General features: G+C 70.0%; 14 protein-coding genes. 5 read left to right on the top strand and 9 right to left on the bottom strand.

The annotated features are described in order from the left end of the window. Positions 1 to 99: 99 nt before the first annotated feature. From ftsX to pruA, 5 genes are all read right to left on the bottom strand, one after another. The gene (gene ftsX, locus AB0M35_RS02170; RefSeq protein ID WP_363740439.1) at positions 100 to 975 is read right to left on the bottom strand and encodes a permease-like cell division protein FtsX; all 876 of its coding nucleotides are present in this window, start codon (positions 973 to 975) and stop codon (positions 100 to 102) included. 69 nt (positions 976 to 1044) lie between these two features. Further along, positions 1045 to 1725: a cell division ATP-binding protein FtsE gene (ftsE, locus tag AB0M35_RS02165; RefSeq protein WP_013731749.1), complete on the bottom strand. Its 681-nt coding sequence runs from the start codon at positions 1723 to 1725 to the stop codon at positions 1045 to 1047. A gap of 118 nt (positions 1726 to 1843) precedes the next feature. Next, complete coding sequence (gene prfB / locus AB0M35_RS02160; RefSeq protein WP_363740438.1) at positions 1844 to 2965, bottom strand: peptide chain release factor 2; 1122 nt, start codon at positions 2963 to 2965, stop codon at positions 1844 to 1846. A gap of 95 nt (positions 2966 to 3060) precedes the next feature. Beyond that, the gene (locus tag AB0M35_RS02155; protein ID WP_363740437.1) at positions 3061 to 3579 is read right to left on the bottom strand and encodes a PadR family transcriptional regulator; all 519 of its coding nucleotides are present in this window, start codon (positions 3577 to 3579) and stop codon (positions 3061 to 3063) included. 189 nt (positions 3580 to 3768) lie between these two features. Then, complete coding sequence (gene pruA, locus AB0M35_RS02150) at positions 3769 to 5397, bottom strand: L-glutamate gamma-semialdehyde dehydrogenase (protein ID WP_363740436.1); 1629 nt, start codon at positions 5395 to 5397, stop codon at positions 3769 to 3771. A gap of 298 nt (positions 5398 to 5695) precedes the next feature. Here pruA and AB0M35_RS02145 point away from each other — a divergent pair, with 298 nt between their 5' ends. Continuing rightward, positions 5696 to 6751: a hypothetical protein gene (locus tag AB0M35_RS02145; RefSeq protein ID WP_363740435.1), complete on the top strand. Its 1056-nt coding sequence runs from the start codon at positions 5696 to 5698 to the stop codon at positions 6749 to 6751. Positions 6752 to 6761: 10 nt separating this feature from the next. On the opposite strand, the gene AB0M35_RS02140 is transcribed toward AB0M35_RS02145, so the two are convergent. Beyond that, entirely contained in the window at positions 6762 to 7280 is a 519-nt protein-coding gene (locus AB0M35_RS02140) for a hypothetical protein (RefSeq protein ID WP_363740434.1), read from the bottom strand. A gap of 222 nt (positions 7281 to 7502) precedes the next feature. Here AB0M35_RS02140 and AB0M35_RS02135 point away from each other — a divergent pair, with 222 nt between their 5' ends. Both AB0M35_RS02135 and AB0M35_RS02130 read left to right on the top strand, forming a co-directional pair. Beyond that, on the top strand, positions 7503 to 7730 hold the full coding sequence (locus AB0M35_RS02135) for a helix-turn-helix domain-containing protein (RefSeq protein WP_363740433.1): 228 nt from the start codon (positions 7503 to 7505) through the stop codon (positions 7728 to 7730). 121 nt (positions 7731 to 7851) lie between these two features. Beyond that, positions 7852 to 8463 carry an Rv3235 family protein gene (locus AB0M35_RS02130; protein ID WP_363740432.1) on the top strand — a complete coding sequence of 204 codons (612 nt, stop codon included), beginning with the start codon at positions 7852 to 7854 and terminating at the stop codon, positions 8461 to 8463. Between the two features lie 84 nt (positions 8464 to 8547). Here the strand turns inward: AB0M35_RS02130 and secA are convergent, their stop codons facing one another. After that, positions 8548 to 11478, bottom strand: coding sequence for a preprotein translocase subunit SecA (gene secA / locus AB0M35_RS02125; RefSeq protein WP_363740431.1), 2931 nt, complete (start codon positions 11476 to 11478; stop codon positions 8548 to 8550). A gap of 171 nt (positions 11479 to 11649) precedes the next feature. On the opposite strand from secA, the gene AB0M35_RS02120 reads away from it, so the two are divergent. Together AB0M35_RS02120 and AB0M35_RS02115 are read left to right on the top strand one after the other, a co-directional pair. After that, positions 11650 to 12864, top strand: coding sequence for a GNAT family N-acetyltransferase (locus tag AB0M35_RS02120; RefSeq protein ID WP_363740430.1), 1215 nt, complete (start codon positions 11650 to 11652; stop codon positions 12862 to 12864). Next, positions 12861 to 13970, top strand: coding sequence for a GNAT family N-acetyltransferase (locus tag AB0M35_RS02115; RefSeq protein ID WP_363740429.1), 1110 nt, complete (start codon positions 12861 to 12863; stop codon positions 13968 to 13970). Before AB0M35_RS02120 ends, AB0M35_RS02115 begins: the two co-directional genes overlap by 4 nt. Positions 13971 to 14024: 54 nt before the next feature. Here AB0M35_RS02115 and raiA read toward each other — a convergent pair whose 3' ends face one another. Both raiA and AB0M35_RS02105 read right to left on the bottom strand, forming a co-directional pair. Beyond that, complete coding sequence (gene raiA, locus AB0M35_RS02110; RefSeq protein WP_363740428.1) at positions 14025 to 14654, bottom strand: ribosome-associated translation inhibitor RaiA; 630 nt, start codon at positions 14652 to 14654, stop codon at positions 14025 to 14027. Between the two features lie 249 nt (positions 14655 to 14903). Next, complete coding sequence (locus AB0M35_RS02105) at positions 14904 to 15602, bottom strand: phosphoribosyltransferase family protein (RefSeq protein WP_363740427.1); 699 nt, start codon at positions 15600 to 15602, stop codon at positions 14904 to 14906. Positions 15603 to 15605 lie beyond the last annotated feature (3 nt).

The following is a 15605-nucleotide window of genomic DNA, read 5'->3' as shown; positions in this document are numbered from 1 at the left end:
ACCGGCCAGAGAGCGGAGATCATGCTACCCGAACGACAAGGGCCCTTCCGCGCCGTTTATTCCAGCGCCGAAGGGCCCGAGCGGCGGTCGTACCGGAAGCTAGACCCGCAGGTAGAAGCGGAGGGTGACCCAGGCGGTGACGGCGCTGATCAGACCACCGACGCCGGCCATCACCGGGAAGGTCAGCAGCACCTCGCTCCAACTGACCGGGGCGAACAGCCCTTGCAGGGCACTGAGCGCGTCGTCGAAGAGGAACTTCTTCAACGCGACCAGGGCACCCAGTCCGAGCACCGAGCCGATCAGGCCGGCAACCACCGCTTCCAGCACGAACGGGGCCTGGATGAACCAGTTCGAGGCGCCGACCAGCTTCATGACCGCGACCTCGCGCCGCTTGCTGTACGCGGCGACCTGGATCGTGTTGGCCACCAGTAGCAGCGCTGCGACGGCCATGGCGATGGCGGCGGCCAGCGCGACGTTCTGTCCGGCGGTGAACAGGTTGAAGATCTTGTCGAGCACCTGGCTCTGGTCGACCACCTGATCGACCCCCGCAGCCGAGGAGTACTGCTCCGAGATGGACTTGTACTGCTCCGGATCGACCAGGTTCAGCCGGTACGACTCGGGCAGCTGGTCCGCCTTGACCGCGCTGAGCAGGTCCGGCGAGTCCCGGAACATCTCCTGGAAGCGCTGGAAGGCCTCGTCCTTGTTGACGAAGGTGACCTGCGAGATCAGCGGGTCGGCCTCCAGCCGGGAGCCCAGTGCCGCACGGTCCTCTTCCGAGATGTCGGTCTTCAGGAAGATCGACACCTGGATGTTCTCGAAGTACAGGTCCTTCATGTCCGCGACCTTGGTGTAGATCAGGCCGCTGGCTCCGAGCATGGTCAGCGAGACGCCCAACGTGATGATCATCGCGATGGTCATGGTCACGTTGCGCCACAGTCCGACCAGTACCTCGGACAGGACGTATTTCATCCGCATCGGGATATTCCTCCGGCTCTCCGGCGTGAGGTGTTCGTCGTCAGATCGGGGTGCGCTGGGTTCGCCACGTCACCCGTAGACGCCGCGGGCCTGGTCGCGGACAATGCGGCCGCTCTCGATCTCGATGACCCGGCGGCGCATCTGGTTCACGATGTTGGAGTCGTGCGTGACCATCACGACGGTCGTGCCGGTGCGGTTGATCCGGTCCAGCAGGCGCATGATTTCGATGGACGTGTCCGGGTCCAGGTTTCCGGTCGGCTCGTCGGCCAGCAGGATCAGCGGACGGTTCACGAACGCCCGGGCCACCGCGACGCGCTGCTGCTCACCACCGGAGAGCTCGTGCGGGTAGCGATGCTCCTTGCCACCGAGACCCACCAGCTCCAACACCTCCGGCACGACCCGGCGGGCCACCGCCTTGGTCTTGCCGATCACCTCGAGCGCGAAGGCCACGTTCTCGTACGCGGTGCGGTTGGGCAGCAGCCGGAAGTCCTGGAAGACGCAGCCGATCGAGCGGCGGAAGTGCGGGCGCTTCCAGGACCGCATCGAGGTGACGTCCTTGCCGTTGACGACGACGCGGCCCTTGTTGGGGGTCACCTCGTGCAGCAGCATCTTGATGATGGTGGACTTGCCGGAGCCGGATGGGCCGATGAAGAAGACGAACTCGCCCTTGTCGATCGACACGGACACGTTGTCGAGCGAAGGCCGCGACGCCTTCGGGTACGTCTTCGTCACTTGCTCAAGCTGAATCACGGGTGGTGAGTCTACGCCGTGTAACTGTCGTGCCAAGTCCTACGCCCCGCCGTTGCGGGGCAAGTCATTGATTCAGCACGTCACGTGTAGATCGACGACGCACTCCGCCCACGATCGATCACGCACTGTCGCCGGCGAGTTGCTGCTGCTTGCGCCAGCGGATACCCGCTTCGATGAAGGAGTCCAGCTCACCGTCGAAGACCGCGCTCGGGTTACCGGTCTCCTGCTCGGTACGCAAATCCTTCACCATCTGATACGGGTGCAGCACGTACGACCGCATCTGGTCGCCCCACGAGCCCGCGGCGTCGGTCTTCAGGCCGGCCATCTTGGCCTGCTCCTCCTGCCGCTTGCGCTCCAGCAGCCGAGCCTGGAGCACGCGCAGCGCGGACGCCTTGTTCTGGAGTTGCGACTTCTCGTTCTGGCAGGTCACCACGATGCCGGTCGGGATGTGGGTGATCCGCACCGCCGAGTCGGTGGTGTTGACGCTCTGTCCACCCGGCCCGGACGAACGGTAGACGTCGATCCGCATCTCGTTCTCGGGGATGTCGATGCTGTCGGTCTGCTCCACCACCGGCAGCACCTCGACGCCGGCGAAGCTGGTCTGCCGGCGGCCCTGGTTGTCGAACGGGCTGATCCGGACCAGCCGGTGCGTGCCGGACTCCACGCTCAGCGTGCCGTAGGCGTACGGGACCTTGACCGTGAAGGTGGCCGACTTCAGGCCCGCCTCCTCGGCGTACGAGGTCTCGTAGACCTCGGTCGGGTAGCCGTGCCGCTCCGCCCAGCGCAGGTACATCCGCAGCAGCATCTCGGCGAAGTCCGCCGCGTCCACGCCACCGGCGCCCGCCCGGATGGCCACCAGGGCCTCCCGGGAGTCGTACTCGCCGGAGAGCAGGGTGCGGACCTCCATCTCCTGGATGGCCTTGGTCAGCCCGGCGACCTCCGACTCGACCTCGGAGAGCACCCCCGAGTCGGCCTCGGCCTCGGCCAGTTCCAGCAGCACGTTCGCGTCGTCGAGCCGCGAGCGCAGGCTACCCAGCTTGTCGATCTCGCCGTTGACGTACGACAGCTGCGAAGTCACCTGCTGGGCCCGGGCCTGGTCGTCCCACAGATCCGGGGCGGACGCCTCCTGCTCCAGGCGGGCCTTGTCCCCCCGGAGGCGGTCCAGGTCGAGCACCGCCTCGATGTTGCGCAGGGTGGCGTCGAGATCCTTGAGCTGGTCGGCGTAATCGGCAGCGGTCACGACAGACAAGGGTACTGCTCGGACGAGGAGTGAGCTTGCGAGCCCCGCAGCCCGAGCCAAAATCGCTCCGCTCGGGCGAGGAGTGAGCCTGCTGGTCAGCTGCTGACTGGTGCGCTCTTGAGCCAGGACAGGGCGGCCTTGTGGTACGCGACGGCGAACTCCAGCGCGCTCGCGTCGTACGTGTCGCCTTCCTTGCGAGCGTTCTTGACCTGCTCGCGGACCCGGGCCAGGGCCTCGGTGTGGTACTCGTTGGCCGCAGCCTGAAGGCTCTTGAGCTGGGTCGCGGAGTGCAGCTGCCCGAAGGCGATCCGCAGCGCGATCGGGTTGCGGATGGTGTCCCGCCCCGGATCCTCGGCCAACCAGCGGGAAAAAGTCCGCTTTCCGGCTGCCGTGATCGCGTACGGTTGACTCATCCGCGGCCCGGGCTTACCCAGCCGGACGAGGCCCTTCTCGGCCAGCACCGGCAACTCCCGGTAGACCTGGCTACGGGTCATCGACCAGTACGGCGCCAGCCGGCGCTCGGCGGCGGCCATCAACTGGCCACCTGTCATGGGGCCCTCGTGGAGCAGCCCGAGCAGGGCCGCCGCCGTGGGGTTGACTCCGGAATCCGCCATGCCGTTCACGCTGCCACTTTGCCGGGCTGCCGTCCAGGATTTCACCGTTTCGCCACCCAATGGGGTTTCCTATGTGCACTGTCGGCGCGCGACGGTCCACCGGCGGCACCTGTCCCCAAGGGGCGGCGCGACGTTAAGAGGGGCCCCTTCCTATGCACGAGGCGTTAAGAAGGGGCCCTTCCTTACACCTCAGCCCATATGGGGGTAGGTGTGGTCGGTGGCGGGCACGAAGGTTTCCTTGATCGTCCGAGGGGACATCCAGCGGACCAGGTTGTGCCAGGAGCCGGCCTTGTCGTTGGTGCCGCTGGCCCGGGCGCCACCGAAGGGCTGTTGCCCGACCACCGCGCCGGTCGGTTTGTCGTTGATGTAGAAGTTGCCCGCCGCGTACCGCATCTTCTCGGCCACCGCGTCGACCACCCGGCGGTCGGTGGCGAAGATCGACCCGGTCAGCGCGTACGGCGCGATCGCCTCGGCCTGGGTGACCACCTCGTCGAAGCGGACGTCGTCGAAGACGTGCACGCCGAGAATCGGCCCGAAGTACTCGGTGGTGAACGTCTCGTGCGCCGGATCGCCGCATTCGAAGATCGTCGGGCGGACGAACCAGCCGACCGAGTCGTCGGCGGTACCGCCCGCGATAACCCGGCAGCTGTCGTCGCCGGAGATCAGCTCCAGCGCGGCGGTGTGCCGGGCGAACGCCTTGTCGTCGATGACCGCGCCGCCGAAGTTGCGGAAGTCGGTGACGTCGCCGTAGGCCAGGCCGTCCGCGGTGGCGGCCAGCCGGTCGCGCAGGCCGCCCTCCCAGATCGACCGGGGGACGTACGCCCGGGAGGCCGCCGAGCACTTCTGGCCCTGGTATTCGAAGGCGCCCCGGATCAGCGCGGTGTGCAGGGCGTCAACGTCGGCGCTGGCGTGCGCCACCACGAAGTCCTTGCCGCCGGTCTCGCCGACCAGTCGGGGGTAGCCCCGGTAGCCGGCGATGTTCTCGCCCACGGTGCGCCACAGGTGCTGGAAGACCTTGGTCGAGCCGGTGAAGTGGATGCCAGCCAGGTCGGGGTCGGCCAGCACCACGTCGGAGACCTGCTCGCCCCGACCGGTGACCATGTTGATCACGCCGGGGGGCAGGCCGGCCGCCTCGAACAGCCGCATGGTGAAGTGCGCCGCGAACTGCTGGGTCGGGCCCGGCTTCCAGACCACGGTGTTGCCCAGCAGGGCCGGGGCCGAGGGCAGGTTGCCGGCGATCGCGGTGAAGTTGAACGGGGTGACCGCGTAGACGAAGCCCTCCAGCGGCCGGTGGTCGAGCCGGTTCCACACGCCAGGCGAGGAGATCGGCTGCTCGGCGAGCAGTTTGCGGGCGAAGTACACGTTGAACCGCAGGAAGTCGATGAACTCACAGGCCGAGTCGATCTCGGCCTGCACGGCGGTCTTCGACTGGCCGAGCATGGTGGCCGCGTTGAGGGTGTCGCGCCACGGGCCGGCGAGCAGTTCGGCGGCGCGCAGGAAGACCGCGGCCCGCTCCTCGAAGGGCAGTGCCCGCCATCCGGGGGCGGCGTCCTTGGCCGCCTTGACCGCGGCCCGAGCGTCGTCGTGGGTGGCGTGCCCGGTGACCCCGAGTACGTGGGCATGCCGGTGCGGCTGCACCACCTGGATCGACTCGCCGCCGGCCATCCGCTGCTCGCCCGCGATGGTCATCGGCAGGTCGATCCGCTCAGCGGCCAGCTCGGTGAGTCGCCGGTGGAGGCGTTCGGCGTCGGCGCTGCCCGGCTCGTAGGTGCGCACCGGCTCGTTGTGCGGCTCGGGTACGGAGAACACGGCGTCCATCAGGGCTCCTGGCGATCTCGACGGCGGTGGCGAAACCGGTCCCAGGGGTGGCGGGACCTCATCCAATCTTTTCACGCCCGGCGTCGACCGATCACCCCCCAGCCGGTGGACAACCGTAAATCTGGAGGCTGCTGGCGGGATGCGGCAGCGATTTCTTACCCGGAGGGCCGGACAGGCCTAAGGAACATAGTTCACCTCGGCAGCGACCGGGGTTCGGGCCTTTCCCCGTCGGGCCGCGTACGCTGGATTGCCGATGACGTGCCCAGGCCAGGTCGCCGGGTTCGGCGAAGGGGAAACGATGAGCAACCAGCCCGGTGGGCCGACCGCCGCGCAGCCCGACCGGCCGCAGACCACCGGTCGCCCGACGGCTGCTGGCGTGCCCGTCCCAGCCTCGGCCCAGGACGCCGACGGGTCCGCTGCGGCGGCACCGCGCGCGCCGGGCGCCCTGGTGCTGGCGCTGTTGGCGGCCGGTTGGCTGGCCGCGATGCTCTGGTCCACCCGGGAAGCGATCAACTCGGCCACCGCCGGCGTCACCGCGATCAGCCTGTCCGCCTTCGCACTGCCCGGCGTGATCTCGGCCGCCCTGGTGGCCGGCGCCGCAGTGGGCCTGGCGGCCGGCGAGCCGGTCACCCGCCGGGGCGACCGGGCCACCCTGCGCTTCGCGGTCGCGGTCGGCGCCGGCCTGCTGGTCGGGCTCGCCGCCGCCCTCGCCATCGAACTCAGCTACGTCGGCAACCTGACCACCCGTACCATCGCCGGCACCACCGCCGCGGCGGCCGTCATCGGCGGCGCGTTGGCCGGCACCCGCAACGGTGCGGTCGTCGGCGCCGTCGCCTCCGCCGCGCTCGGCACACTGGTCTTCGTCGTCGGGTTCAGCGTCGCCCGGGATCCGCTGTTCAACCTGTTCGGCGCTGGCGACAGCCAGCAGTCGCTGGTCAACGCGGCCACCTGGGTGTCGCGTACCGAGTCACTGCTCGCCGGGCTCCTCGCCGGTTTCCTGGCCTTCGGCTATCTCACCTGGGCCCGGCGGCGAGCCGCCCGTCGCGACACCACCGCCACCGGCCTGCGCTGGCCGGCGTACCTGGTCGCCGGTGCCGGCCCGGGGCTCCTGCTCCTGCTCGCCGAGGTGATCATCCGAGTTGGTGGGCGCTCGCTGATCGACCTGGCCGCCGCCCTGAGCGAGGCGGACGCGGTGGCGCAGACCTCGCTCGGCACCTCCCGGGTCGACAACGGCATCTGGGTGCTGTTCGTGGGCGCACTCACCGCCATGATCATCTTTGGCCGCACGCTGACCCCGGCCCCGGAGACCGACTCCACCGACACTGACCCGGCCGACGCCAGCGCGCTGCGCTGAGCGCGGAACCTCACTCCTGGCCGGCGGCGTCGCGCAGCAGGAGATCCAGCTCGCTGGGGTCGTACCACTCCAGCTCATGGTCCTCGGCACCGTCGACGGTAAACTGCGCGTCCGGGTCGCCGGCCAACGCCTCCACCACCACCTGCGCGGCGGCGGCGACATCCGGTACGGCGTCGACGCCGTCGACGTGCAGGGCCGCCACGGCCTTGACCGGTACCGCCCCGCGCAACTCCACCACGCTGGAACCCAGCTCGCCGTCGCCCCGGCCGAGCGCCGACGCGGGCAGGTCCGCCGAGACCACCACCCGTCGGCGCGGCGCCGCGGGATCGTGACGGAGCAGTTGCAGGGCATCCTGGGCAGCGCGGGTGAAGGCGACGTACTCCAACTCCTCCTCGTCGCCCTCGGCGTACCATTCGCGCAGCATCGGGGTCACGGCGTGCGCCTGGGCCGCGGCAAGGCCGTGCTCGGGCAGCCTGCTCAACATCGGTACGGTTGCCGGCAGGTACACCCGGACAAGCTCGTCGGTCACCGTTGGTCTCCCCCGCTCTGCTCCGCTCGCCAGCGACTCCGCCGACCGGGCGCACGATTCACCCGTACGCCCTGAACGTCATACACCCCGCGCCCGCCCTGGTGGAAGCTCGGCGCGGCCGGTGTGTCGGACACGGCACCGCCGATGGCATGCTCAGTACCTGCCGCGCTGTCAGCCCTCGATGGCAAACTGAGGCAAACGACGTCAACCCGGGGAGTTTTCGTGGAGCCCAGGTTCCTGCTCCTATCCGACGTGGCCGCCGAGCTGAACGTGTCGGACTCGCAGGTCTACCACATGGTGCGCAGCGGTGAGCTACCCGCCATCAAGATCGGCGGCCGGGGTCAGTGGCGCGTCGAGCGCGCCCGGCTGGAGGAGTACATCCAACGGAAGTACGCGGAGACCGCCGAGTGGGTACGTGGCAATCCGCTGACCGAGCGCGACCCCGAGTAGTCGCAGCAACCCGTACAGCCATTGACCGATGACTCTGCCATGCCAGAGAATGAGACCCATCGAAAGCAAACGAAGGCAAACGTAGGGAACGAGGGACTGTGCGAGAGGTAGAGGGCAGGCGATGATCGATCCCCGGCGGCCCGGGCCGAGCCGACCGCCCGTGCGGCTCCGGCCGGCACCCGCGTACGAACCGCCTTTCGTCGACGAGGGCAGTGGCTGGCCCAGGCCGAGCGACGGCCAACTCGCCCTCGACCTCTTCGCCGCCCGGCAGTGGCCCGCGCGCAGTGAATCGGAGCGCCCACCCGGTCAGCGCGTCGCCGCCCGTCCGGTCCCCGTCCGCCCCGGCCGCGACCCGGCCCGACAGCTACCACCCGGCGCCCTGGCCACCGCCACCCCGGCGGCCACCCGGGTCGCGCACCGCTTCGTGGCCAACTGCATCGAGGTGTTCAACGGCTTCCGGCCGCCGGTGCAGCTCCGCCGGCAGCTGGACCCTGCGCGCCACGCCCAACTGCTGCCCGAGCTGGCTCGCGCCACCGCCCGCGCCGTCCCGGCACGACGTCGCACCCCCCGACCCGGTCTCCGACTGCGCCGCCTACGGGTCTGCGAACTCCATCCGACCGCCATCGAGGCCGCCGCCGTGCTCACCGGCATCGTCGACACCAGCTGGGCCATGGCGCTACGTCTGGAGCACCGGCGTGGCACCTGGCTCTGCACCGACCTGCGCGTGCTCTGACGACGCCGCGCAGCTCACGGCGCCAAGCAGAAGCCCCGGTCAACCGCGTCAGCGGTGACCGGGGCTTCTGCCGTGCTCGATCAATCAGCTGGCAGCAGTGCCACCAGGGGCGCCGTGGCAGCGCTTGTACTTACGCCCGGAACCGCAGGGGCACGGTGCGTTGCGGGACGGGCCGTTGCTGGCCGCAGCCTGCCCGTTGGCCGCCGTCTGGCGGGCCGTGCTGGACGCCACCCCGGAACCGCGCGGGCTGCCGGCCTGACGCTGCGGTGCCGTCGGTGCGGTCCGCCCGGGCGCCGCCGGTGCACCGGGCTCCGGATTACCGATGCCGAGCGCCGGGGCCCGCTGGTCGTCGCGCTGTACGGCGACCGCACCGGCACCGGCCTCACCGTCGATGGTCGGCGCGGAGTACTGAAGGCCCTGCTGCTGCGGTGCACGCCCCAGACCCTTGGCCCGGATCTCCACCGGCTTGTCCAGCAGCTGGATTTCCTCGGCCTCGGGCTCAGGCTCGTTGACCTGCACCTCAAGGTTGTAGAGGAAGCCGACCGTCTCCTCCTTGATGCCGTCCATCATGGTGGTGAACATGGCGAAGCCCTCGCGCTGGTATTCCACCACCGGGTCACGCTGGGCGTACGCCCGCAGCGTGATGCCCTCCTGGAGGTAGTCCATCTCGTAGAGGTGCTCACGCCACTTGCGGTCGATGACCTGGAGCAGCACCATCCGCTCCAGCTGCCGGGTGCCCTCGGCACCGAGCTGCTCCTCCCGACGGTCGTATGCGGCGTGCGCGTCCGCCCGCAGTCGGGAGATCAGGAAGTCGGCGTCGATGCCAGCCCGGGAGCCGCCGGCCTCCTCCTCCATCTCCTCGATGGTGATGCCCACCGGGTAGAGCTGCTTGAGGCTGGCCCAGAGCTGCTCGAGATCCCATTCCTCGGCGTAGTTCTCCGAGGTGGCCCCCTGAACGTAGGCCTCGATCACGTCGTCGATCATGTTGCGGACCTGCTCGGAGAGGTCTTCTCCGTTGAGTACGCGCAGCCGCTCGGCGTAGATCACCTGGCGCTGCTTGTTCATGACCTCGTCGTACTTGAGGACGTTCTTGCGGATCTCGGCGTTCTGGCCCTCGATCTGGGCCTGCGCGCTCTTGATCTGGCGGGTGACCATCTTCGACTCGATGGGCACGTCCTCCGGGATGTTGAAGCGCTCCATGACCGCCTCGACCGCGCCGGAGCGGAACCGCTTCATCAGCTCGTCCTGCAGCGACAGGTAGAAGCGCGACTCACCCGGGTCACCCTGCCGGCCGGACCGACCGCGCAGCTGGTTGTCGATCCGCCGGGACTCGTGCCGCTCGGTGCCCAGCACGTAGAGCCCGCCGGCGGCGGCCACTTCCTCGGCCTCGGCGTCGCAGGCCTGCTTCCACTTCGGCAGGACCTCCTCCATCGCCTTGTCGTACTCCTCGGCGTTCTCCACCGGGTCGAGGCCTCGCTGGCGCAGCTCGCTGGCGGCGAGGAACTCGGCGTTGCCGCCGAGCAGGATGTCGGTGCCTCGGCCGGCCATGTTGGTGGCGACCGTGACCGCGCCCTTGCGGCCGGCCTGCGCGACGATCTCCGCCTCCCGGGCGTGGAACTTCGCGTTCAGCACGGAGTGCGGGATGCCCCGGCGGCGCAGCAGCTGCGAGAGGATCTCGGAGTTCTCCACCGAGACGGTGCCGACCAGCACCGGCTGCCCGGCCTGGTGGCGCTCGGCGATGTCCTCGATGACCGCGTTGAACTTGGCCTTCTCGGTCTTGTAGATGACGTCGGCCCGGTCCTGCCGGACCATCGGCCGGTGGGTCGGGATGGTCACCACGCCGACCTTGTAGACCTTGTTGAACTCGCCCGCCTCGGTCTGGGCCGTACCGGTCATGCCGGAGAGCTTGTCGTAGAGGCGGAAGTAGTTCTGCAGGGTGATGGTGGCCAGGGTCTGGTTCTCCTGCTTGATCTCCACCCCCTCCTTGGCCTCGATCGCCTGGTGCATGCCCTCGTTGTAGCGGCGACCGTGCAGGATGCGGCCGGTGAACTCGTCGACGATCAGGACCTCGCCGTCACTGACGATGTAGTCCTTGTCGCGCTTGTACAGCTCCTTGGCCTTGATGGCGTTGTTCAGGTAGCCGACCAGCGGAGTGTTCACCGACTCGTAGAGGTTGTCGATGCCGAGCCGGTCCTCGACCTTGGCCACGCCGCGCTCGGTGACCGCGATGGTCCGCTTGGCGTAGTCGACCTCGTAGTCACCCTCGCCGTCCTTGCCGGCCTGGAGGCGGGCCACCACGGCGGCGAACTCGCCGTACCAGCGGGCGGAGTGTTCGGCCGGCCCGGAGATGATCAGCGGCGTCCGGGCCTCGTCGATCAGGATGGAGTCGACCTCGTCGACCACGGCGAAGTTGTGGCCGCGCTGGACCAACTCCTCCTTCGACCAGGCCATGTTGTCGCGCAGGTAGTCGAAGCCGAACTCGTTGTTGGTGCCGTAGGTGATGTCGCACTCGTACGCCGCGCGGTGCTCGGTGGCCGGGCGGTTGGGCAGCACCACACCGACGGTCAGCCCGAGGAACTGGTGCACCCGGCCCATCCAGGCCGCGTCGCGCTGGGCCAGGTAGTCGTTGACGGTGACCACGTGCACGCCCTTGCCGGACAGCGCGTTGAGGTAGACCGGCATGACCGAGGTCAGGGTCTTGCCCTCACCGGTCTTCATCTCGGCGATGTTGCCGAAGTGCAACGCCGCGCCGCCCATCACCTGGACGTCGTACGGTCGTTGACCGAGCACCCGCGCCGCTGCCTCCCGGCAGACCGCGAACGCCTCGGGCAACAGGTCGTCCAGGGTCTCGCCCTCGGCGAGCCGTTCCCTGAACTGCTCGGTCATGCCGCTCAGCTCTTCGTCGGTGAGGTTGACGTAGTCGTCCTCGATCGAGTTGACGGCGGCGGCAATCGCCTTGAGCCGGCGCACCATGCGCCCCTCGCCCGCGCGAAGGACCTTTTCCAGAATCGACACGGATCAACGCTCCCCTAGACAGTCTCGAACCATCGTAGGCGTTTAATCGGGCCAATGGTCACTGGTGGCGGCCCTCGGCCATCGCGAAACCGACATAACGCGCGACGCCCCAGGCTACGCGCCCGGTTTACCCGTTACGCCGTGGGCGAACGATCCGGCACGATGGGTCGAATGGAGCCCGTGGAGATCACCGAGGCCGGACTGACGCTCCGGCCGTGGCGGCCGACCGACGCCGACGACCTGCATCGCGCCTACCAGGATCCGGAGATCCAGCGCTGGATCGACTTTCCCCGACCCTACCGGCCCGAGGACGCGCAACAGTTCATCGCGGGCCGCACGCGCCAACGGGCGGAGGGCACGGCAGCCGCCTTCGCGGTCTGTGACGCCGCCACCGGTCGACTCCTCGGTGCCGCTGATCTGCAGAGCATCGATCGGAGCCGGCAGCTCAGCGAGATCGGCTACTGGACCGCCCCGTGGGCACGCGGTCAGGGGGTGGCCGTACGCGCCGTACGCGCCCTCGCCCGATGGTCCTTCACGGAGCTGAACCTGCGCCGGCTGCTCTGGACGTCCCTCGCGGGCAACCACGCCGCCCGGCTGGTCGCCCTGCGCAGCGGCTTCCGGATCGAGGGGCGGCTGCGCGCCGCCGACCCGGCGCGCGGCAGCTACGAGTGGTTCGGCTCGCTGCTGCCCGGCGAGGTGCCGGCGCCCGGCGAGGTCGGTCCGGCCGGCCCGGGCTCCCTGGAGGCTCGCCGGGCCGCCGTCTTCGGCCGGGCCCAGCCCACCCTCTTCGCCAGCGCGCCGCAGCGCGAGCTGCGCCTACGTCCGCTGGAGGAACGCGACCTGGAGGCACTGGTGATCACCTGCCAGGATCCGGACACCCTGCGGTGGACCACCGTCCCGGAGTCCTACGACCGGTCGGCGGCCGAGTCCTTCCTGACCAACTGCCGGGACTGCTGGGCCGGCGGCACCGCAGCCTGCTACGTGCTCGCCGACGAGCAGGACCGCTACGCCGGATCGATCGACCTGCGGCTGTCACCCACCGATCCGCTGCTGGCCGAAGTCGGCTTCATGACCGCGCCGCACGCCCGTGGCCGGGGCTACCAGCAGGCGGCCCTGGCCGCGCTGACCACCTGGGGCTTCGCCGCCCTCGGGCTGGCCCGCATCGAGTGGTTGGCCAACGTCGGCAACGTCGCCTCCCGCCGGGTCGCCGAGAAGGCCGGTTTCACCATGGAAGGCACCGCCCGGGGTGTGCTGAACCATCGTGGTACCCGGGTCGACGGTTGGCTCGGCGCGCTACTGGCCGAGGACCTGGCCCCGACGAGCGGCGACCCACAGACCGTCGCGCGAACCGTTGGCCGACCGGCACCGGGCCAGGTGACGGCATGAAGCCCGAGACGATCGAAAACCACGGCGTACGCCTGCGGCCGTTCCGCCTGGACGACGTGGCCGACGTCGTCGTCGGCTGCGCCGACCCGCTCACCCAACGCTTTCTCGACGGCCTGCCCCGCCCGTACACCGAGGCCGACGCCCGGCAGTGGATCGTCGAAGGTGCGCCGGCGGTGTTCGCCGCCGGGGGTGCCGCGTACGCCGTCGCCGATCCGGCCACCGACCGGCTGCTCGGCGCCGTCGGGCTGAGCCACCCGATTCCCCAGCGGCGGCAGGCCGAGATCGGCTACTGGGTGCTGCCGGGCGCGCGGGGACGCGGGGTGGCCACGGCGGCCACCCGGGCGTTGGCCGGGCACGCCTTCGCCAGCGGCATCGACCGGCTGGAACTGCTCGCCCAGGTCGAGAACGTGGCCAGCCAGCGGGTCGCGGTGACCACCGGTTTCCGGCCCGAGGGGGTACGCCGGGGCGGCGGCCTGACACCCGGCGGTGGCCGGCGGGACCTGGCGGTCTGGGTACGGCTGGCCGACGATCCGCCCGGCCCGTACCCCCGCCCGCTGCCCGACCTGCCCGGCGGGCGACTCACCGACGGCGTGGTCGTGCTGCGGCGGCTGGAGCCCGAGGACACCGACGAGATGTACCGCCTGAACACCAGTCCGGACGTGGTGGCCAGCCGGGTGCCACCCGGCCCACCCACCCGCGAGGAGATCGCCCGGCGCGGCCTCGGGGCGGCGAATCAGTGGCTGGTCGGCACGGTGGCGGCAATGACCATCCTCGACGCGGCCTCGGGGGCAGTGGCCGGAACCTGCATGTTGCTCCACGACCAGCCCGGCGGACAGGGCATGCTCGGCTACAGCCTGTTCCCGCAGTGGCGTGGACGCGGCTACGCCACCCGCACGGTACGGCTGCTCGCCCGATGGGGTTTCGAGCAGGTCGGCCTGGCCCGGGTGTGGGCCGGCACCCTGCCGGAGAACCTGGCCTCCCGGCGGGTGCTGGAACGGGCCGGCTTCCGCTACGAGGGACTGTTGCGCGCCCGGCTACCTGGCGCGGGGACCAGCCGGGGCGACTCGACCGTGTACGGGCTGCTGCCCGGCGAACTGGTGGACTGACCACAGCCAGTGCGGCGGGGGTCGGGCGCTGCCGCCCGCCCCCGCCGATGCTGGTCAGATGTCCAGCGAGATGATGCCGTAGTCGTAGGCGTGCCGCCGGTAGACCACGCTCGGACGACCCGATTCCTTGTCCTGGAACAGATAGAAGTCGTGGCCGACGAGTTCCATCTGGAACAGCGCGTCGTCGATGGTCATCGGCTCGGCCGGGTGCACCTTCTCCCGGGCAATGTGCCACGGCTGGTCGTCGTACTCGTCCTCCTCGGCCCGCTCGGCGACCGCGGTGGCGGCGCCGGCCGGTGCGGCCAGGGTGGAGGTGGGCAGGTCGGTTACCGGCAGGCCGGCGGTGGCGGCGGCGACCGACAGCGGCGCGTGCCGGCCCCGGTGCACGCGACGCCGGTCAGCGGCGCGGCGTAGTCGGGCGTCGAGCTTGGCGATCGCGGAGTCCAGCGCGCTGTAGAAGTCGCTCGTGCAGGCCTCGGCCCGGATCACCGGGCCTCGGGAGAAGCAGGTTATCTCCACCCGCTGGCAGTGGTCGGCCTGGCGCGGATTGCGCTCGTGGAAAAGTTCCACCTCGGCACGGATTAGTTTGTGATCGTAGCGTTCGAGCTTCGCGAGTTTTTCTGCTACGTGCACTCGGTAATGGTCCGGCACTTCGACGTTACGGCCCTTGACCACGATGTCCACGTGACCTCCCTTGTTCGGACGGTCTTTGCTCCGAGAACTCCGGTCGCGCGTCCGGGGAGGGGCCCCGCTCGGCGTCGACCGGTCAATACGGCTACGCCTCCTCTCACCGTCGGGGGTGGGTGGATGACCCTCCTACCCTCGACAAGCAAACGCTAACTCTTGTTTGCCCGGCCGTCATCCCCAGTCGTCGACAACGGCCAGAATTTTGCAAAGATCACACACGAAGGGGTGAATTGGAAACACAATCGGTCACCGCTGGTGCCTTTTCTCGGTGGCCGCCAGCACTGCCGCCACCGACGGCGACAGTCCTCGTACGCTCAGCAATTGACTGATCGCGGCGAGCGTCGACCCGGTGGTGATGATGTCGTCCAGCAGGACCACGGTCGCGCCGCGCGGCGCCGGTCCGGCGTCCGGCCGGACCCGGAAGGCGGCCAGGGCCGTCGCCGCCCGACCGGCGCTGTCCAGGGTGACCGAGTCCGGCCGTGGCATCGCGCGTACCGGCCGGTCCACTCGTACCGGCCAGCCCGCCGAGCCGAGCCGGCGGGCACAGTGCCGGGCCAGCCGGCCGAGGTGATCGCCGTAGCGGGCCCGGGCCGCCGCCGGCGTGTCCGGCACCGGCACCAGCACCAGCGGGCGGGCCGAGCCGACCGCCGCAGCCACGACCTCGGCGAGCAGCGCGCCGAGGGGCCGGGCCAGACTGTGCCGGCCATGCTCCTTGTACGCGAGCAGAGCCTCCCGCAACGGCCCGCCGTAGCTGCCGAGCGCGTGACAGGCCGGCAGCCCCACCGGCGCCGGCACCGGTCGGACCGCCCCGGGGCGCAGCGCCCGCAGCGCGGTCACGCAGTCCGGGCAGACGCCGTGCCGAAGTCCGGACCGGCGTTGCCGGCAGCCGGCGCACTCCGTCGGCAGCGCCAGGTCGGCCAGATCCGCCCACAGCCCGCGCAGCACTGT

The organism is Micromonospora sp. NPDC051196 (genome assembly GCF_040682415.1).
GTDB lineage: Bacteria > Actinomycetota > Actinomycetes > Mycobacteriales > Micromonosporaceae > Micromonospora.
The sequence above is the reverse complement of the archived record's forward strand: the minus strand, read 5'-3'. Positions and strand labels throughout refer to the sequence as shown.